This window comes from Klebsiella sp. HMSC16C06 (assembly GCF_001808325.1).
GTDB lineage: Bacteria > Pseudomonadota > Gammaproteobacteria > Enterobacterales > Enterobacteriaceae > Klebsiella > Klebsiella variicola.
Map to the genome: position 1 here is coordinate 71,006 of NZ_KV792994.1, position 19,134 is coordinate 90,139.

17 protein-coding genes are annotated in these 19,134 nt (G+C 55.5%); 11 read left to right on the forward strand and 6 right to left on the reverse strand.

Features of this window, described 5'->3' with window-relative positions; all coding sequences use genetic code 11:
* The first annotated feature begins 15 nt into the window (after positions 1-15).
* The gene (locus HMPREF3142_RS08095; protein ID WP_070611970.1) at positions 16-852 is read left to right on the forward strand and encodes a GNAT family N-acetyltransferase; all 837 of its coding nucleotides are present in this window, start codon (positions 16-18) and stop codon (positions 850-852) included.
* 3 nt (positions 853-855) lie between these two features.
* Here HMPREF3142_RS08095 and HMPREF3142_RS08100 read toward each other — a convergent pair whose 3' ends face one another.
* Both HMPREF3142_RS08100 and HMPREF3142_RS08105 read right to left on the reverse strand, forming a co-directional pair.
* A complete protein-coding gene (locus HMPREF3142_RS08100; RefSeq protein WP_012542946.1) occupies positions 856-2,217 on the reverse strand; it encodes an MFS transporter in 1,362 nt (453 codons plus the stop codon).
* 179 nt (positions 2,218-2,396) lie between these two features.
* The gene (locus HMPREF3142_RS08105; protein WP_008807558.1) at positions 2,397-3,311 is read right to left on the reverse strand and encodes a GntR family transcriptional regulator; all 915 of its coding nucleotides are present in this window, start codon (positions 3,309-3,311) and stop codon (positions 2,397-2,399) included.
* A 136-nt stretch (positions 3,312-3,447) separates the two neighbouring features.
* Between HMPREF3142_RS08105 and HMPREF3142_RS08110 the strand changes: the two genes are divergently transcribed.
* The 10 genes from HMPREF3142_RS08110 (at position 3,448) to HMPREF3142_RS08155 (ending at position 14,633) form a co-directional block, all read left to right on the forward strand.
* Positions 3,448-4,470 carry a zinc-binding alcohol dehydrogenase family protein gene (locus HMPREF3142_RS08110; RefSeq protein ID WP_032756154.1) on the forward strand — a complete coding sequence of 341 codons (1,023 nt, stop codon included), beginning with the start codon at positions 3,448-3,450 and terminating at the stop codon, positions 4,468-4,470.
* Between the two features lie 11 nt (positions 4,471-4,481).
* A complete protein-coding gene (locus tag HMPREF3142_RS08115) occupies positions 4,482-5,927 on the forward strand; it encodes a tagaturonate reductase (protein ID WP_046882146.1) in 1,446 nt (481 codons plus the stop codon).
* Positions 5,928-6,061: 134 nt separating this feature from the next.
* Positions 6,062-8,827, forward strand: a complete 2,766-nt coding sequence (locus HMPREF3142_RS08120; protein WP_044612941.1) for a sigma 54-interacting transcriptional regulator — start codon at positions 6,062-6,064, stop codon at positions 8,825-8,827.
* A 99-nt stretch (positions 8,828-8,926) separates the two neighbouring features.
* The gene (locus tag HMPREF3142_RS08125) at positions 8,927-9,349 is read left to right on the forward strand and encodes a PTS sugar transporter subunit IIA (RefSeq protein ID WP_012542942.1); all 423 of its coding nucleotides are present in this window, start codon (positions 8,927-8,929) and stop codon (positions 9,347-9,349) included.
* 14 nt (positions 9,350-9,363) lie between these two features.
* On the forward strand, positions 9,364-9,834 hold the full coding sequence (locus HMPREF3142_RS08130) for a PTS sugar transporter subunit IIB (RefSeq protein WP_012542941.1): 471 nt from the start codon (positions 9,364-9,366) through the stop codon (positions 9,832-9,834).
* A gap of 16 nt (positions 9,835-9,850) precedes the next feature.
* Positions 9,851-10,630 carry a PTS mannose/fructose/sorbose/N-acetylgalactosamine transporter subunit IIC gene (locus HMPREF3142_RS08135; protein ID WP_008807552.1) on the forward strand — a complete coding sequence of 260 codons (780 nt, stop codon included), beginning with the start codon at positions 9,851-9,853 and terminating at the stop codon, positions 10,628-10,630.
* Complete coding sequence (locus HMPREF3142_RS08140; protein ID WP_008807551.1) at positions 10,608-11,459, forward strand: PTS system mannose/fructose/sorbose family transporter subunit IID; 852 nt, start codon at positions 10,608-10,610, stop codon at positions 11,457-11,459. The genes HMPREF3142_RS08135 and HMPREF3142_RS08140 overlap by 23 nt, the downstream gene beginning before the upstream one ends.
* A 12-nt stretch (positions 11,460-11,471) precedes the next feature.
* On the forward strand, positions 11,472-12,533 hold the full coding sequence (locus HMPREF3142_RS08145; protein ID WP_064171333.1) for an SIS domain-containing protein: 1,062 nt from the start codon (positions 11,472-11,474) through the stop codon (positions 12,531-12,533).
* A 17-nt stretch (positions 12,534-12,550) separates the two neighbouring features.
* Positions 12,551-13,561 (forward strand): SIS domain-containing protein, encoded by a 1,011-nt coding sequence (locus tag HMPREF3142_RS08150; RefSeq protein ID WP_070611972.1) that lies wholly within the window; start codon positions 12,551-12,553, stop codon positions 13,559-13,561.
* A gap of 133 nt (positions 13,562-13,694) precedes the next feature.
* The gene (locus HMPREF3142_RS08155; RefSeq protein WP_165451823.1) at positions 13,695-14,633 is read left to right on the forward strand and encodes an Rpn family recombination-promoting nuclease/putative transposase; all 939 of its coding nucleotides are present in this window, start codon (positions 13,695-13,697) and stop codon (positions 14,631-14,633) included.
* Positions 14,634-14,693: 60 nt separating this feature from the next.
* Here the strand turns inward: HMPREF3142_RS08155 and opgB are convergent, their stop codons facing one another.
* The 4 genes from opgB to dnaT all read right to left on the reverse strand — a co-directional run bounded on the left by opgB (position 14,694) and on the right by dnaT (position 19,082).
* Positions 14,694-16,985 (reverse strand): phosphatidylglycerol--membrane-oligosaccharide glycerophosphotransferase, encoded by a 2,292-nt coding sequence (gene opgB, locus HMPREF3142_RS08160; RefSeq protein WP_070611974.1) that lies wholly within the window; start codon positions 16,983-16,985, stop codon positions 14,694-14,696.
* A 257-nt stretch (positions 16,986-17,242) separates the two neighbouring features.
* Positions 17,243-17,737, reverse strand: coding sequence for a YjjA family protein (locus HMPREF3142_RS08165; protein ID WP_008807546.1), 495 nt, complete (start codon positions 17,735-17,737; stop codon positions 17,243-17,245).
* A gap of 65 nt (positions 17,738-17,802) precedes the next feature.
* Positions 17,803-18,540 carry a DNA replication protein DnaC gene (gene dnaC, locus HMPREF3142_RS08170; protein ID WP_008807545.1) on the reverse strand — a complete coding sequence of 246 codons (738 nt, stop codon included), beginning with the start codon at positions 18,538-18,540 and terminating at the stop codon, positions 17,803-17,805.
* 2 nt (positions 18,541-18,542) lie between these two features.
* Complete coding sequence (gene dnaT / locus HMPREF3142_RS08175; protein ID WP_008807544.1) at positions 18,543-19,082, reverse strand: primosomal protein DnaT; 540 nt, start codon at positions 19,080-19,082, stop codon at positions 18,543-18,545.
* Positions 19,083-19,134 lie beyond the last annotated feature (52 nt).

Consider the following 19,134-nt stretch of genomic DNA (forward strand, 5'->3'; position numbering starts at 1 on the left):
CTTCGGGAGAAAAGTATGGAGCTGACCGCCGTTCCCGCCACGCAGTTCAGCAGCGTGCAGTTAACGGATATTCTCAACGCCTGTTTTGAAGCCTATCTGGTGCCTGTTACCCAGTCGGTGGCGGGATTTGTACAGCGTTTTAGCGCCGAAGGAATGAGCCTGATCGATTCCCGCGTCTGGCTGGCCGGAGATGAACCGGCGGCGATCGCGATTGTCGCCCGCCGGGGAAGTGCCGCTCGCCTGGCGGCCTTTGCCCTGCGCCCGGCCTGGCGCGGCAAAGGCCTGGGCCGGGAACTGATGCGAGATCTGCTAATGCTCCTGCAACAGCAGGGGGTTGAGACGGTATCTCTGGAGGTGATCCGCGATAACCATGCGGCCGTCGCGCTATATCAGACGCTGGGCTTTACGCGACGCTATGGGCTCTGCGGCTACCTGAGCAATGAACCTCTGGCTCCGGTACCGGGCGTATTACAGCTTTATCCCACCCTGGCCCTGCTACGGCGCGTCATTGACGAGAGTAACAGTCAGCTCCCATGGCTGCTGGATCCGCTCACCTTCGCCACCCTGCCATGTCAGGTCGTGACGCTGGAACAGCGCGCCTTCGCGGTTCTAACGACGGCGGGCTCACGGCCTGTACTGCAATTTTTGTGGGTGGAGCCCGCCGCCCGCCGTCAGGGGCTGGCGCGTGAGCTGCTGGTGACGCTGGCGCAGCAGTTCCCGGGTGTGGGGACTTCGGTGACGGTCCCGGAAACGTTTACACCGCTGTTTGCCGCGGCGGGATATGCGCCGCTATCGCTGCAGCAGTATGAAATGAGCGCAACGATGAATGCCCTGCGGTCAGCAGGGCGTTAAGATTCAGTCGTTACGCGGGTCACTAATCGGCTGGCGAACCAGGAAAATGTAGGCCAGTGCGCCGAGAGCGGTCACACAGCCGCATATAACCAGTGCCAGCTGGAAGGAATGGGTGGTATCGACAATAAATCCGGTCACCACCGGTGCGAATGAAGCGCAGATAAAGCTGGCGAAATTCTGAATACTGCCGACGGAAGCCGTCATTCTTGATGCTACGGCGACGTGGATCAATCCCCAGCAGGACGTTCCGGCAAAATGAATACAGAACAACGCCATACCGATTAACAGCACCGCCGCGATTGAGGTGGTGGCATGCGGCACGATCAGCGTAAACGCCGCGGAGCAGAACATCCCGGCAATAATGCAGATCTTGCGGCTTTTGATCGGGGCCATGCCACCTTTGACCAGCCAGTCGGTGACGTAGCCATTGATCAGCATACCGGCGGCACCAAACAGGAAAGGAATGGCGGCCATAAACCCGGTACTTTTCAGATCGAGGTTATACGCCGTTTGCAGGTAACCCGGCAGCCATGCCAGATATAGCCACGCGGTATAGTTGATGCCGCTGAAGCCGAACATCATTCCCCACATGGTTTTGTTTTTAAACAGACTGCGCCATTCGGCAAAGCTCAGCGGGTCGCGGCGCACGTTGACGCTTCCGGCATTAAGGTAGGCCTGCTCCTCGGCGGTGAGGGGGATATCCTCCCGGTTGCGATAAAGCATATACCAGCCGATAGCGACAAAGATCCCCAGTACGCCGATGGTAATAAACATCCAGCGCCAGCCCATCATCAGCATCATCGCGGCAAGGATCGGCGGGCTGATCGCCACGCCAATCGTCGAGGCGGCGTTAAAGAAGCCCATTGGGCGGCCGCGCTCTTTAATATTAAACCAGTCGTTGATCACCTTGACGCCGCACGGGTTCATCGGCGCTTCGCCGATCCCCATGCCGATACGCACCAGGACAAACTGCGTAAAGCTGTGCACCATCCCGGAGACCGCCTGAAATAGCGACCAGAAAAACATGCCTAGCCCCAGCATGATGCGTGGACCTTTGCGATCCAGCAACGGCCCGCAGGGCAGTTGCGCAATGCCATAGGCCAGAGAGAAAACCGATAACAGCGCCCCGATTTCAGTGGCGGTAAGCCCTAACTCCTCGCGAATCGTTAAGTTCGCAACGGACAATGAACTTCGGTCAAGGTAGTTAATCACCGCCGCCAGAAATAACAGAATCATTGCCGTTGTTTGAATCTTTTTAATACGAGAACTACGTTGTAGTGTATTTTCTAAGGGAACTGAAAGGGTTTCCGCTTCCCCCTTTTTAAAGTCGGTCTGCGGGTCTATGGTTATATTTTGTGATTCCACGCCTGCCTCCTGATTATTATGTTTGAATACCAAGTGACAACGAAGGGGGTAAACATCACCCACCTGTTTCACAGTAAAGTAAGTCGACTTGTTTTCAGCATAAATAACCTTTTTGAGGGCGCCGGATTACGTTTTTGGATTTGTGCTGTTGCTAATCATTTTCTGTTTTTAATCGGTACTTAATGTGCCAGCGATTCACTTTGCTTGAGAGAGTTAATCATGGATTGCTTCGCAGAGTTCAGGTGGTTACGTAGCGCCAGGTTGGCATCCAGATCGCTGCGACAGATGAGTGCGCTCAGGATCGTCATATGTTCATCAATGGCGATGATATTGCGCTGTTTAAGGTCACTTTCATCCCACTGATAGTGGAAGTGAAAGATCACGGAAATAATTTCAAGTGATTGATTAAAAAATATATTATCAGCAGCGGAAAGCAGCAGCGAATGAAAATCACGATCGAGCTGGGAGAACATACGAAAGCTGTTGCCGATGCTGTCCCGCAGGGTGCGGTGGCGCTCAAGCAGGGTTTTGGCCTGCAGCCAGCGGGCATCGCTGTCCGGCAGATTAAGAAAGTGTTGAAGTGCGTGGGTTTCCAGCATCTCCCGCAATTCGAACAGTTGTTCGGCCCAGGATTGCTCAAATTTTTTCATGTTCCACTGGCCGCGCTTTTCGCTTTCAATCAGGTTGTAGCGGCTGAATTTCAGTAAAAATTCTCTGACCACGACCGGGCTGACGCCCGCGGCACGCGCCAGTTGCAGTTCGGAGAACCGCTCCCCGGCGCGTAGCTGACGCTGGTTAATCATGGTGAAAAACGCTTGTTCAAAGAGACGGTTTTGTTCGGTCAGCGAGGCGCTGGAACCATCGAAGCCGTCCTGTACTTCCGGCTGACGAAGGATCTGGTAGTCGTGATTGACCTGGCTCAAGACGCCGCGCTCGCATAAGTGGCAAAGGATATGGCGCACCGTGGTGCGGCTGATGTTATACATCTCCGCCAGTGCGCTTTGCGAGGGTAGCGGCGAGGGGATAAAGCCGCGCGCCATATCGTTGATGACCTGGTTAATAACATTGTGACGTAGGTTTTGTGAGCGACTCATAACGTTTTCCTTTTTTATCCATTAAAGCCGGATTTAAAACAGTTTTGTGCGCGACATTTCACAGATTTTGCAATGACTTTCACTCTGCTTCTATTTTTCATTGATATCTAAGCCAACAAATACGGAGGCAATTATTATGACGTCGATGAATACTTTAGTGTGTCAGGAACCTAAAAAACTACACTGGGAAAAACGCCAGATTCCCATTCCCGGCGATGATGAAGTGCTCATTAAAATAAAGGCTGTGGGGATTTGTGGGACAGACATTCATGCATGGGGCGGCAATCAGCCTTTTTTTAGTTATCCGCGTGTTCTTGGACATGAAATATGCGGTGAGATAATTGGGCTGGGTAAAAATATTCTTAATTTGAAGAGCGGCCAACAGGTTGCTGTGATTCCCTATGTCGCCTGCCGCCAGTGTCCGGCCTGTCTGAACGGCCGGACAAACTGCTGCGAGAAGATTTCGGTGATCGGCGTGCATCGGGACGGCGGGTTTAGCGAGTATCTCTGCGTGCCGGTAAACAATCTGCTGGTGGTGGATGACGTTGAGCCGGAAGCCGCAGCGCTAATTGAACCCTTCGCCATCAGCGCCCACGCGGTGCGCCGCGCCGCTATCCGGGCAGGGGAGCAGGTGCTGGTGGTTGGCGCGGGCCCCATCGGCCTTGGAGCGGCGGCGATCGCTAAGGCTGACGGCGCGCAGGTGGTGGTGGCGGATACCAGCCCGGCGCGGCGCGATCATGTGGCACAGCATCTCGGTCTGACAACGCTCGACCCTTCCGACCCGCAGTTTATCGAACAGCTGTGCGCAGCCTTCGGCGGTTCTCTGGCGCAGAAAGTGATTGACGCGACGGGAAATCAGCAGGCGATGAATAACACCGTTAATTTAATCCGTCACGGCGGCAGCATCATTTTTGTTGGTCTGTTTAAGGGAGAACTGCAGTTCTCCGACCCGGAATTTCATAAGAAAGAGACGACGATGATGGGCAGCCGTAACGCGACGGAAGAGGATTTTGCCAAAGTTGGGCGGCTGATGGCCGAGGGGAAAATCACCGCCAGGATGATGCTAACCCACCGTTACGACTTCAAATCGCTGGCGGACATTTACGAAAGCGACGTGATTAACAATCGTCAGCTGATCAAAGGCGTTATTCATTTTTAGCAGGTAAGCTTATGAAATCGTTAAACAGACAAGATTTTCCCGGGCCGCAGTACCCGACGCGCGCGATTCAGTTTGGCGAGGGCAACTTCCTGCGGGCATTTATTGACTGGCAGCTGGATCTGCTGAATGAGCAAACCGATCTGGCGGCGGGCGTGACCATTATTCGCCCGATCAACACCGCGTTTCCGCCGTCGTTAAATACCCAGGACGGACTCTATACCACGATCATTCGTGGGTTGAATGAACGCGGCGAGGCGGTGAGCGAATCGCGGATTATTCGCTCCGTTAATAACGAGCTCAATCCCTGGCAGGATTTTGCCAGCTATCTGGCGCTGGCTCGTAATCCGGCGATCGCGTTCGTATTTTCAAATACTACCGAAGCGGGTATTAGCTATCATGCCGGAGACCGGCCTGACGATAAGCCGCCGGTTAGCTTCCCGGCGAAGCTGACCCAACTGCTGCTCGAACGTTTCCGCCATTTCAATGGCGCTGCGGATAAGGGGTGGACGATTATCCCCTGCGAGCTGATCGACTACAACGGCGAAGCGCTGAAGGCGCTGGTGCTACGCTACGCCAAAGAGTGGCAACTGCCTGCGGCTTTTCGCGACTGGGTTGAGACCGCCAATACATTTTGTTCGACGCTGGTTGACCGCATCGTCACCGGCTATCCGCGTGAGGATGCGGAAAAGCTGGAGGCGGAGCTGGGCTACCATGATGCTTTCCTTGATACCGCCGAATACTTTTGGTTATTCGTCATTCAGGGTCCGCAGGCGCTGGCGGAAACGCTGCGGCTGGATCGCTACCCGCTTAATATCCGCATCGTAGAGGATATCCGGCCCTATAAAGCGCGCAAGGTTGCCATTCTTAACGGTGCGCATACCGCGCTGGTGCCGGTAGCATGGCTGTGCGGGGTGGATACCGTTGGCGAAGCGATGCAGGACGAAGCCATTCGCCATTATGTACAGCAGACGATTGATGAAGAGATTATCCCGGCGCTCGATTTACCGGCCGAGGAGCTTCGTCAGTTTGCCGATGCGGTCACCGGGCGCTTTCTTAATCCCTATATTCGCCATCAATTGCTCGCCATCGCCCTGAACGGCATGACTAAGTTCCGCACCCGGATCCTGCCGCAGCTGCTGACGACAATCCGCCAGCACGGCGCGATCCCGCCGCGGCTAACGTTTGCCCTGGCGGCGCTTATCGCCTTCTATCGCGGCCAGCGCGACGGACAGGTGTATCCGCTGCAGGATGATGACGTCTGGTTAACCCGCTTCTCGCAAGGATGGAAGCAGGTGGCGAACGGGAGCCCGCTGCATGGACTGGTGCTGGAGGTTTTACAGGATAACGCGCACTGGGGCGAGGATCTGACGGCTATTCCCGGCCTTTCCGACCAGGTCACGCGCTATCTGGAAATGATTTTGCGCTCAGGAATGCGGGAGGCCCTGGCGCGGCTGTAACGGTTTTGTTATGCGGCGTCCGCGGATTTGGGCGCCGTTTTTTTTGTGCTCCGAACCGCAAAAAGTGAATTTAGCGCCAACGCCTGGTGGATTTCCCGCATCATAAGCCTCTGTAAGGTGAAGAGGGGGATGTCATGCGTAAAACGGAACTGTTGGCTTTTCTGCAAAATCAGACCGATTTTTTTGATCCGGATAACCTGAGCGAGGTCTTCACCGCTGGCTACCTGGCCCGGCGTTTTGCGATGCAAAGAAATACCGCCAGCCACTATCTGAATCAGTTGGTGGCCCAGGATGTGCTGGTGAAGATCAATACTCGACCAGTCTATTTCCTGCATAAAGCCGCCTTCTGCCAGCAGTTTTTCCCTCTTTCCCGCAGCGAGTACGCCAGCATGGCGGAACTGCTCGCAGAGAGCGACCGGCAGCCGGAGCAGGCGGATCATTTCTCATTGCTGACCGGCCATGACGGTAGCCTGCGCAAGCCTATCGAACAGATGAAAACCGCGCTGTTTTATCCCAACGGTGGGCTTCCGCTGCTGATCGTTGGCGACAGCGGAACTGGCAAGAGCTATATGGCGGAGCTGATGCATGAGTTTGCTATCGCCCAGGGGCTGCTGCCGCCCGATGCGCCTTTTGTCAGCTTTAACTGCGCCCAGTATGCCAGCAACCCGGAGCTGTTGGCCGCCAACCTGTTTGGTTACGTCAAAGGCGCGTTTACCGGCGCGCAGAGCGATAAAGCCGGGGCGTTTGAAGCGGCAAACGGCGGCGTGCTGTTTCTCGACGAAGTCCACCGCCTGGATGCGCAGGGGCAGGAGAAGCTGTTCACCTGGCTGGACCGTAAGGAGATCTATCGGGTGGGGGAAACGGCGCAGGGGATGCCGATTTCGCTGAGGCTGGTGTTTGCCACCACCGAAGATATTCACAGCACGTTTCTGACCACCTTTATTCGTCGTATCCCGATCCTCGTTAGCTTGCCTGATTTACAGACCCGCAGCCGCCACGAAAAAGACGCGCTCACGCTGCAGTTTTTCTGGCAGGAGGCGCGCACGTTGGCTACCCGGCTGCAGCTGACGCCCCGGCTGCTACAGGTGCTGACGCACTATGTTTATCGCGGTAACGTCGGTGAGCTGAAGAATGTGGTGAAATACACCGTGGCGTCGGCCTGGGCCAGGTGTCCGGGCAGCGAGATGCTTACCGTGACGCTGCACGATCTGCCGGAAAATATCATGGCTGCGACGCCAGCGCTCAGTGAAGCGATGGGACAGCAGGAGCCGCTGCTTATCGAGCCGCAGACCAGCCTGGTCTGGCTGCTGCGCGCGCGCGACCCGATTCAGGGGCTGATTTATGATACTCAGTGCCGCGTTCTCGCGCTGTATGAGGCGGTGCAGAGTAAAAAAACGCTCTGGGATGAGGCGCAAAAAAGCATGGGCGAGGAGATTGAAACCCTCTTCGATCGGCTGATTTTCGATAATCACGATGCCAATAGTTCGCATATGCTGCTGCTGATAACGCATCAGGTGCGGGAGGAGTTTTATCGCCTTGAAAAGCGCTTCAATATCCAGTTTAACGGCAACTGTATCTACGCTTTAAGCCACTACCTGATACATCGTTCCCGGCAGGGGCCGTCCACGATGAGCAACGAGAAAAGCCGCCTGCTGGAGGATTTTCTGGCGCAGAAATATCCGCTGCTGTATCGCTTTTGCGAAGAGATCCTCGCTGCGCTGGCGCTGAAGCTGGACATTGAACCCCGGCGCATTGACCTGCTGCTGCTGGTGCTGTGGTTACATAAAAATGGCGCCATCAGCCAGCAGCAGGTGACCCGGGCAATTATCCTCGCCCACGGTTACGCCACCGCCAGCAGCATCGCCAACGTGGCGAACCGGTTGCTGAAAAGCCAGCTGTTTGAGTCATTCGATATGCCGCTCGACGTGACGCCGGAGGCTATTGCTAACCAGGTGATGGCCTGGATTGAGAGCCACGCTCTGGCGTCAGGGTTGATCATTCTGGTCGATATGGGATCGCTGAACGCCATTCATCGCCATTTTAATCGTCGGCTGAGTACGCCGATGGCGATAATTAATAACGTCTCGACCGGGATGGCGATGTACGTTGGGGAGCGCATTTTGCAGGGCGTTATGCTGGAAGATATCGTCCGCGACCTCGGCGATGACCTTGCGGTTGAGCACCAGCTCTATTACCCGCAAACCGATAAACCGCGGGCGATTCTTACGACCTGCGCGACCGGTCTGGGCGCGGCAGCGAATCTGTCGGCGCTGTTAAAAGCCAGCATTCCTGAAGCGCTGGGGATCGATATTGTGGCCTGTGATGTGGAAACGCTCGCCGATCCCGCGCGGCGGCAACCGATGCTCAGCCGCTATGAGGTGTTGGCGATCGTCGGTACCCTGGATCCGCAGCTTGCCGATCTGCCGTGGATCTCGCTGGATTCGCTGATTTCCGGCCAGGGCAGCCGCCCGCTGATGCGTATCTTCGGCGAGCTGGCCTCCTCTGAACAAGTCAGCGAGATCAATAACCTGATCCTGAAAAATTTCTCGCTGCGCCGGGTGATCGAGTCGGTGACGATCCTCGATACCGCAAAGGTCATCAATCAGGTCGAGCAGTTTTTACTGCGCTATGAGCATCTGGCCGGCTGCGACGTGCCCAACGATCGCAAGGTGGCGCTGTATGTGCATATCAGCTGTCTGATAGAGCGCCTGATCCGCAACGCGTCGCCATCCCATTATTCCGGAAGGCAGTGTCCGCAGAGCGAGCTGGCGACGCTCCGCGAGGCTTTTAGTGTCATAGAGAGCGGGTATAGTGTCAAAATCCCCGTCGTCGAGCTCTGCTACATTCATGATATCCTGACGCGGGAAACGGAATTTATTCAGGAAGATCAAGAGTTTTAGTTCCCTCAGTCCGTTCGTCTTTGCGCTAACCAGCGCGCCACTGTTTCTGGCACGCCGGTTGCAATTAAGAAAGCAGTGGAATGCGCTTTCGAGGTAAGGATGAAACGACACTATATTTTTGCCAGCCATGGCACCTTTGCTAACGGTTTGCTGAACTCCGTGGAGCTAATCCTCGGTAAACAGCCGGATATTCATACCCTGTGCGCCTATGTAGAAGAGGAGTCCGATCTCACGCAGCAGGTGGAGGCGCTACTGGCGCGTTTCCCGGCACAGGATGAGCTGATAGTGATTACGGATATTTTCGCCGGTAGTGTGAATAACGAGTTTGTGCGTTTTTTATCACGCCCACACTTCCATTTATTATCAGGTTTAAATCTGCCGTTAATTATTGACTTGCTGATTTCCGCAGCGGAAGAGAATACTGAAAAATTAATTACCGAAGCATTAACCAGCGCCAAAGAGAGCATTCAGTACTGCAATCAAACGATTGCCAGTGCGATGACTATGGATAAAGACTTCTGAAATGAGGAAGCATGATGATTACGTTATTAAGGGTAGACCATCGATTACTTCACGGCCAGGTGGCCTTTTCCTGGACCCAATATGTCGGCGCCGATTGCATTTTGATCGCCAACGACAGTGTCCCTGAAGATGAACTGCGGAAAACCACCATTAAGCTTGCCAAACCGCCCTCGGTAAAACTGGTGATTAAAAATATCAATGATGCTATTGAGGCGATAAAAAGTGGGGTGACCGATAAATATAATTTATTTATTGTCGTGGAATCGGTCAATGACGCCTGGCGTATTGCCTGCGCTATCGGGGAAATAAAAAGCATAAATCTCGGCGGAATTAAGGCTAAAGAGGGCAGTAAAAATATCTCTAAGGCGATTAATTTACTGCCGACAGAAATAGAGCAGCTACAACAACTGGTGGGGAAGGGCGTCGAGGTGGAGATTCGCCAGGTCCCGAACGATCGCAAACAGCTTTTTACGGAATGCGTGTAATTCCGGAGGACAGATTATGGTAGAGGCTCTCTTACTGGGTCTGGTGGCGTTTATCGCGCAATCGGAATATGCCTTAGGGACGTCGCTGATTTCCCGGCCTATCGTCACCGGGCTGTTGACCGGACTGGTGCTGGGGGATGTACAGACCGGCGTCATTATGGGCGCGACGCTGGAGCTGGCGTTTATCGGCTCTTTCTCCGTTGGTGCCTCGATCCCGCCCGACGTGGTGACGGGCGGTATTCTCGGCGTGGCGTTCGCCATCACCTCCGGCGCGGGCACGGAAACGGCGCTGTTGCTCGGCCTGCCTATCGCCACCCTGACCCTGATCCTGAAAAACGTTTATCTGGGGATGTTTATCCCGATGCTCAGCCAGAAGGCGGACGGGTATGCGGAACGGGCGGATACGCGGGGCATTGAGCGGATGCATCTGATTGCCGGCTTCGGGCTGTCGCTGATGCTGGCCACGGTGGTCACCGTTTCATTCCTGGTGGGCAGCAACGCGGTGAAATCCCTGCTCGATACCATCCCGGAATTTATCAAACACGGGCTCAGCGTCGCCACCGGCATGATCCCGGCGCTCGGCTTCGCGATGCTTGCCAGGTTGCTGATTAACAAGAAAGTGGCGCCGTACTTTTTCCTCGGCTTTGTGCTAATGGCTTATTTGAAAATCCCGGTGACCGGCATCGCCATTCTCGGCGCCATCGTGGCGGTGGTCATGGTTAACGTCACCGCGTTGAATTCACCTCGTACGACGACAGAACAAGGAGTCAGCGATGACGACGAAGACGATTTCTGAAGAGACCCTGCAACCGCAGGAGCAGGAAGAAACCCAGATTACGCCACGAGATTTACGCCGGGTGTTCTGGCGCTCCTTCCAGATGGAGTTCTCGTGGAACTATGAGCGGCAGATGAATCTCGCCTTTGTTTACGCGCTGATTCCGGTGCTGAAAAAGCTCTATCCGCGCAAAGAGGAGCTAGCCAGGGCGCTGAAACGTCATCTGGTGTTTTTCAATACCACGCCGCATATCGTCACCCTGCTGCTGGGGATCACCACGGCGATGGAGGAGAAAAACAGCCAGCAGAAAAACATGGATGCCACTGCGATTGATAACGTCAAAGCCTCGCTGATGGGGCCGCTGGCCGGGCTGGGGGACTCTTTCTTCTGGGGGACGCTGCGCCTGATCGCCACCGGGATCGGCACCAGCCTGGCGCTGAAGGGCAACATCCTCGGGCCGATCCTGTTTCTGCTGGTGTTTAACGTGCCGCACATTCTGGTGCGCTGGTGCTTTACCCGCTGGGGCTACGTGCTGGGAACCGGGGTCCTGCAGCGGATCCAGAAGAGCGGAATGATGGAGAGCCTGACCTACGGAGCGTCGATTATCGGCCTGATGGTGGTCGGGGCGATGACCGCCTCAATGATCGATATCACCATCCCTCTCTCCTTTGGTGCCGGAGAAGCCAAAACTCAGGTGCAGGACATTATCAATGACATTCTGCCCTGCATGCTGCCGCTGGTGAGTTTTGGCATCGTCTACTGGCTGCTGGGACGGAAAGTTAAACCGCTCTCAATTATTGGCGGCATGGCGCTGGTGGGCATTCTGGGTTCGTGGATCGGATTGTTTTAACGGGAGTGAGCTATGCGACCAACAATGATGACCTATATCCGTGAAGAGCCGGCCTGCCTGGCGCAGATCCTGCGTGGCTACCGGCAAAAGCTGGCGGCGATTGAGACCTTTGCCCGCCAGCACCCGGTACGCCGAATTTTGCTGCTGGCGACCGGATCGTCGCTGAATGCCGCGCTGTGCGCGCGCTATTTCTTTGAACAACGCTTCGGCGTGCTGGTTGACATTAAAGAGCCGTACAACTTTACCCATTACGAAGCGATCGACCCGCATACCGATCTGGTGGTGGCGATTTCACAGAGCGGGAAAAGCGCGTCAACGCTGGAGGCGATGCGTAAGGTACAGGCCTCAGGATTGCCGGTATTTGCCCTGACCTCCGACCCGCAAAGCCCGATAGCCCGCGCTTGCGATGGCGTTCTGGATATCAATACCGGGATCGAGAGCGTAGGGTTTGTGACCCGCGGTTTTAGCGCGACGGTGCTGAATCTGTTGCTGATAGCGCTGATCATTGCTCGTCAGCAGGGGAAAGTCAGCGAGGTCGAGGAGCAGCACTATCTCGCTGAATTCCAGCGGCTGGTTGCGGCGATCCCGGATGTTATCGCCCGCACCTCGCGCTTTATCGACCGGTATAGCGAAACGCTGCGGAGCGGGGAGCGCTTTGTCGCCACCGGCTACGGTGCGCTGGTTGGCGTGGCGAAGGAATTTGAAACCAAATTTACTGAAACGGTGCGCGTGCCTTCCAGCGGCTTTGAGCTGGAAGCCTATATGCACGGTCCCTATCTGGAAGCCAACGCCCGCCATGTGATGCTGTTTATTGAAGATGCGCCGGATGCGCGAACCCGGGCGCTGCGGGACTATATGGCGCCGTCCATTGCCCGGGCTTTTACGCTAACGCTGAGCGATGACGAGGATGCGCAGACGCTGGCGCTAAACTGTCCGTGCGAGCATCACCTGGCGCCGCTGTTGCTGATTGTTTCCGTCCAGATGCTGGCCTGGCATACCGCCGGACTGAAAGGCATCGATCTGGCTAAACGTATTTTTGACGATTTTGACCGCGTATTAAAAAGTAAAATCTGAATATTCAGGAGAAAACTATGTTGGGTTTTAATCAGGACGAGTACCTGACCAGTGCTCGCGAGATCATCGCTGCGCGTAAACAGGCTGAAATCGTGGCCGACGATATTTATGACAGCGGCTGCAGCGCATTATTTTTTGCCTCGGTAGGCGGTTCTCTGGCACCGATGATGGCCATTAATGAGTTTGCCAAAGAATTAACCAGTGTGCCGGTATATCTTGAGCAGGCGGCCGAATTAATTCATCGCGGACATAAAAAATTAAATAAAGATGCAGTTGTCGTAACGTTATCTAAATCCGGTGATACCAAAGAGTCGGTGGCTATTGCCGAGTGGTGCAAGGCGCAGGGGATCCGCGTGGTGGCTATTACCCGTCATGCCGACTCGCCATTGGCCGCCGCCGCCAGCTGGCATATTCCGATGTGCCACAAAAACGGTGTGGAATATGAATATATGCTGCTGTACTGGTTATTCTTCCGCGTTATTTATCGTCACGGCGAGTTTGAAAATTATGCGCGATTTTCCAGCCAGCTCGAATTACTGCCGGAAAATCTCCTGCAGGCCAAACGCCAGTTCGATCTCCAGGCGGATAGCATTGCCGCACAATACCACGACTGCGACTATATGATGTGGATTGGCGGCGCGGAAATGTGGGGCGAGGTCTACCTGTTCTCAATGTGTATTCTCGAAGAGATGCAGTGGAAGCGGACGAAATCCGTGAGCTCGGCTGAATTTTTCCACGGCACCCTGGAGCTGCTGGAAAAAGAGGTCCCGCTGTTTCTGGTGAAAGGAGAGGGGAAATGCCGGGCGCTGGACGAGCGCGTCGAACGCTTTGCCGAAAAGATAACTGACCATCTGGTGGTAATCGACCCGCGCGACTATCCGCTGAACGGCATTGATGACGCGTTCCGCTGGATTATGGCGCCGTGCGTGGTGTCCACCCTGCTGGTGGATCGGCTGGCGGCCCACTTTGAACACCATACCGGCCACGACCTCAATATCCGCCGTTACTACCGTCAGTTTGATTACTAAGCTGTGTTGATGGCGGCCAGCCGGGCTGGCCGCCATGCTATTCTCCGAGGCGCTTCCCAGAAAATTATCGTCAAATCCATTCGGGTAAAAACCGGTGGTAGAGTCCGGCTTTCCTTCTCTTTCAGGCAAGCGGATGGCCATGAAAAAACGGATGACCTCGACGCCGCACGATGCGGTCTTTAAACGATTTCTTCGCCACCCGGAGACGGCGAATGATTTCCTCGCCCTCTACCTTCCCGAAGCGATCCGCCAGCAGTGCGATTTCGCTACCCTGAGACTGCAATCGGCGAGCTTTATCGATGAGGATCTGCGCGCCTGGTATTCGGACGTCCTCTGGTCGGTGCAAACTACCTGCGGTGCGGGGTATGTTTATGTGGTGATAGAGCATCAGAGCTCACCGGATAACCATATGGCGTTTCGCCTGATGCGCTATGCGATTGCCGCAATGCAGCGCCATCTGGATGCCGGGCACAAAACGCTGCCGTTGGTGGTGCCGATGCTTTTTTATCACGGTGTGACCAGTCCATACCCCTTTTCCCTCAACTGGCTGGATGAATTTGCCGACCCGCAAATGGCGAAGACGCTGTATGGCTGTTCGTTTCCGTTGATCGACGTTACGGTGATGCCGGACGATGACATCGTGCAGCATCGGCGAGTCGCCTTGCTGGAGCTGATGCAAAAACATATTCGTCAGCGCGATCTCAGCGGCATAACGGAGTCGTTGGCGGCCGTTGTGATGCTGGGATACACTAACCGTCGGCAGTTGAGAATGCTGTTTCACTATATGCTGCAGTACGGTAATACGGCCGAGCCGGGCGTGTTTCTCCGCCGGCTGGCCCGCCGTCTGCCACAGTATGAGGAGACACTGATGTCTATCGCGCAAAAGCTTAAGCAGGAAGGTCGGCAGGAAGGTCGACTAGAAGGCCGGGAAGAAGGGCACCAGGAGGGCTTGCAGGAAGGAAGCCGGCGCGAGGCGCTGCGCATTGCCGGCAGTATGTTACAAAATGGCCTCGACAAAGAGATGGTACAGAAAATTACCGGACTGTCGGCTGATGAACTACAGCCGCTGTAGGGTTAACGCCCTGCCACGGCAACCGTTGCCCGGCGCGGAAACCCGCCGGGCAGGATGGTTTTAGCCTTCGCTTTTCACCACTTTGATCTCCACCATGCCGATCCCCAGCTGACGTGGGGAGTGACCAAGGATATTGCCCTCGTTGGTGGACTGCGGGTCCGGCGGAGGGATGGTCAGGGTGTTGCTGCGCGACGGGTTGTCGAAATGCAGCGTCGTAGTGGTCACATCATTGGCCAGCGTAAGCACTTGCTCACTTTCACCTACCCGCACCGGGATCGGCTTATTGGCGTTTGGGCCGTAAGCTTTGGCGGTGATCACCAGATCAAATTTTTCCGGTAGTGGCTCTTTATATTCAATCTTCACGTCGCTGCCCAGCTGGGCATTGGACCACCGACCCCAGGACTCGGGACGCGAAATGCCGCTGAACTGCTTGACCTCTTCCGGGGCGCCGGCGACGTTAAACACGAAGCTGTCGGCCTTGTAGCGAATATCGTTGTCGACGACTTTTAGCGTATCGACGTTCCCCTTATAGCGCTCCATATCGATAAGGGTATCCCTGAAAGCGGTTTTGCCTTGCCACTGCGGCTTATCGACGTGCTGAACCTTTTGCTCACCGCCCAGCTGCCCCTGCGAGACGCACCAGTCGGTAGAGAGCGCGAGTTCAGGCGCCCACAGCTGCCCCATTTTATAGCAGCGATCGACCCAGACGAAATTATCCCGCGGCGCGAAATCGGCCAGCTGGAAGCGCAGCGGCGCAGAGTATTCGCTCTCCGGCAGCGGTTCAACGCGCTGGTTTGATACCCTGAGCAGTAGCGGCAGACGGAAATGGCTGCCGGAGAAGGCGATCATGTTCTTCTGCGAATCGATGGTGAAGTTTTTCATCTCTTTCGGGAAGTTCCACAGGCGGATCACGTCCGGTTTCCAGGCCAGGACCTTCTCTTTCATATTCATGAAAATACCGGAGAGCGACTGGCCGGAGAGGCTGCTGCGCCCGAGGCCGATATAGTTATCGCCGCCGAGAATATCGAGCACCGTCGCGCCGTTATCCATGGTGTTGCGTTTCACCGCCAGGGTCTCCTGCTGCGGTTTATCGCCGCGCAGGACGAAGAACAGATTGCTGCGATCGTGCTTGTTGAGGTAATCCCAGGCGCTGTTTTTCATGGCCAGGTGATCGGAAGAGACCACGATGACCGTGTTTTTGAAATAGGGTGAGGCTTTAATCTTCTCTATCAGCGCGGCGATATGTTCCTGGCTGCAGCTAACGGCGCTGAAGGAGAGGTTTTTCTTACCGTCCACGTCATAGCGTTTACGCTCGCAGGTGCGCGAGATAAAGCCATCGGGGTGGTGGGTATCCACCGTCAGGGCGAACAGCGAGAAGCGTTTACCGGAGCGCGACAGCTCTTCGAATTTTTTCCACGTCTCATCGAGCACGGTGTCGTCATAGAAGCCCCAGTCGTTGCGATAGGCGGGATCCGCTACCGTAGTTTTGAGCTCTTCCGCCCCGTACAGGTGATCGAAGCCGTGGGATTTGAGAAACACGTCTTTGCCGGCAAAGCGCAGGTTGGCTCCCTGCACAAAATAGTTTTCATAGCCGGAGTTTTTCAGGATATCGCCAAGGCAGATATTCTGGGGAAAGAAGCTGGAGACCGAGGCCGAGGCGTTGCCTTCAAACGGCGCGAACAGCGGAATGCCGCACTGCGAGGCGACCATACCGGCGATGGTGTAATCCGTCCCCGGGAGCTGCATGGTATTGCTGAAATCGAGGCCCTGATCTTTTATTTTGCCGAGCTCAGGGGTGAGGTTAGGAAAGGCATCGTTATCAAAATAGGTACGCTCGAGGCTTTCGCCATAGATATAGACCAGGTTCAGCTGTGGATTGTCGATACGCTTCGACGGCTCTTTGTAGTATGCGGCAAAGTCCGGGTCACCTTCCCGTGACTGCGATTTCACCAGCTCGCTGATCTGATGGAAGGCCGGGCTGGCATCCACGGAGGCCAGCGCCAGCAGCAGCGCCGCCAGGCTGTAACCGACGTGATGAGGATGATGCCGACGGCGGCGCAGCACCCAGCCCAGCGCGCCAAAGACGGCAACCAGCGCGACGCCCACCCCGACGCCCGGCAGAATGTATTTGCCGATCCCGGCGCCAGTCAGGCTGTTGGTCAGGGTATAGAGCACCGCGTCGTTGATGCCGTCGCCGGTAAAGTAGTCGCTGGCGTAGAGGGTGATGTTCAGCACCACGAACAGACCTAACACCGTGAGCGTGGCGGCAAACCACCAAGTGTTACGACCCGCTTTCCAGGCATACAGCACCACCGAAGCTAAAAATAAGGCGATGGATAACAACTCTGACACAGCTCATCCTCATTAGCGCCAGTTGTCGGCTGGCAGAATAGATTACTTTTCACGCCACACTGTAATTGCAGCGCCATCTTGCTGCAATTCTAGCGTCATGAAACTGTGCAGTTATTCAGAATTGGTTTAGATGTTGCCTTTTTTGATCGGTGTCGCATCGGGTGTGGCGGGGAAGCGGAGAGGGAAAAAGGGTAAAAAAACCGTTTCAGGCCGCGCTGCCGTCGCGAAGGCAACAAACGCGGCATGAGCAGTACGTATCAGGAGAGGAAGTTAACGCCCTGTTTTAAGACCAGATCGCAGGCTTTGGTTTTCACCTGTTTCGCCAGCGAGCTGTTGCCAAGCGTATTCAGGTCCAGCTGCTGGCCGTTATTACTGTTGAGCAAGCCCTGCAGGCCATCGAGATAGTTGGTGTCTTGTTTCTGTTTTTCCGGCGTGCTGAGTCCCAGTTTATCCAGCACCTGGTTTTTGACGTTATCGGCGCTGGTCACGGAGGCCAGTTTCTGTTGCGCGCAATATGACAGGATCCCGGCCGCATTATTCATGCTGCTGGCGGTCAGAGACTGGCTGCTGCCGCTGAGCAGGCTGGTTAGCGAGGAGACGGACATGCCGCCGCTGCCAGCCTGGGTGCTGCTGCCGCTAAGCTGGCTGGCGGCGCTGTTAAGAGAATCCTGCCAGGAGGCAGCGTGAGCGCCGGCGAGGGTAAATGCACTGGCGGCAAAAGCGGCAAGTAAGCCATTTTTAAACGATTTCATAGACGGACTCATAAGCGTGACTGAATAATCGCTTTAGTATAACGCCGTCATCGTCCGGAAATCTCTTAATACTCCTTGCCAGTGACGCGGTGCCGGTAACTTTCCCAGTTGAAGATAACCCACAGACTGTTCCCCAGCCGCATACGGTCCATTACCCGTTCGCCGAGCAGCTTGTTCATCTCTTCCATATTACTGTTGGTGAGCATCCCGGTAGGCCGTTTGGATGAAGAACGACGGTCAACTATCTGATTGATAATGACCTTCTCATAGCGAGACTCCGTCTGCATACCAATTTCATCAATCACTAACAGGTCGACTTTGCTGAGGTCGCTCAGTAACTGCTCTTCGCTCGTTTCCCGGTTGCCAAAGGTATCTTTCATCGCCGACATAATATCGGCCACGGTGATGATTAAGACCGACTTCCCGCGCAGCAGCAGCTCGTTGCAGATGGCTGCCGCCAGGTGATTTTTGCCGGTCCCCGGTTTACCGGAGAAGATAAAGCTGGCGATATTGCCATCGAACTCTTCCACATACTGACGTGCGCGGGCGAGGGCGTTCATCTGTCCTTCGCACTCGACGCGGTAGTTATCAAAGGAACAGTTCTGATGCAGCGGGCGGATCCCTGAGCGGTTGAAGGTGCGCTGCATTTTCATCGCGCGATTCTCCCGCTCCAGCGCTTCGGAACGCAGCCGGCCTTGCTCTTTTTGCCAGGCCAGCAGTTCTTCGCCGGTTTTAAACGCCGGTTCGATATGGGCCGGCATCATTTTCTGCAGACGCTTCATCAGGTCGCCCACGTTTTTCATGCTCATCCTCGGAAACCTCGCGGAATATGACTGTCGGGTTCGCTCACGCTGTTCACATCGCGCTTCGGCTGTCCGCCGTTGCTGGCGCGGCTGATTTGCACGCTACGCGCCAGCTTCTGCTGCCACTGCACGTGGTGAAACACTTTACCTTCCGCCTGCCAGTAAGCGACGAAGGCAGCCAGCTCTTCCGGCGTGACTGGCTGGCTCAGGGCAATGCCCCATAGCGCGGCCAGGCGCTGAAAATCGGCGTCAGGCTGCCAGTCGGCGTACATGGCAAATTTGCCCATTGGCACCGCAACTGGCGCCGCGGATGGCTCCTCGAAAAACTGCGGGTCAAGGGCGATGTCACTGCCGGGGCGCGCCAGCCTGGCTTCCAGCTCCAGCAACTGCGCCAGCCGCGCTGGCGTCAGCGCATAGAATGCCGGCGCGTTATTGGCAAAAACGGCAACGGTGCCGTCAGTTGATTTCGCCAGCAGCGCCGCGTGCTGCTGGAGGAACTCTTCCAGGCCGCTAAAATGGGAGGTTAAAATTCGCGAAGACATAACTCTATCTCAACTCTGAACTGCAAAGAGTGGGGTGATCTGCACATAGTAG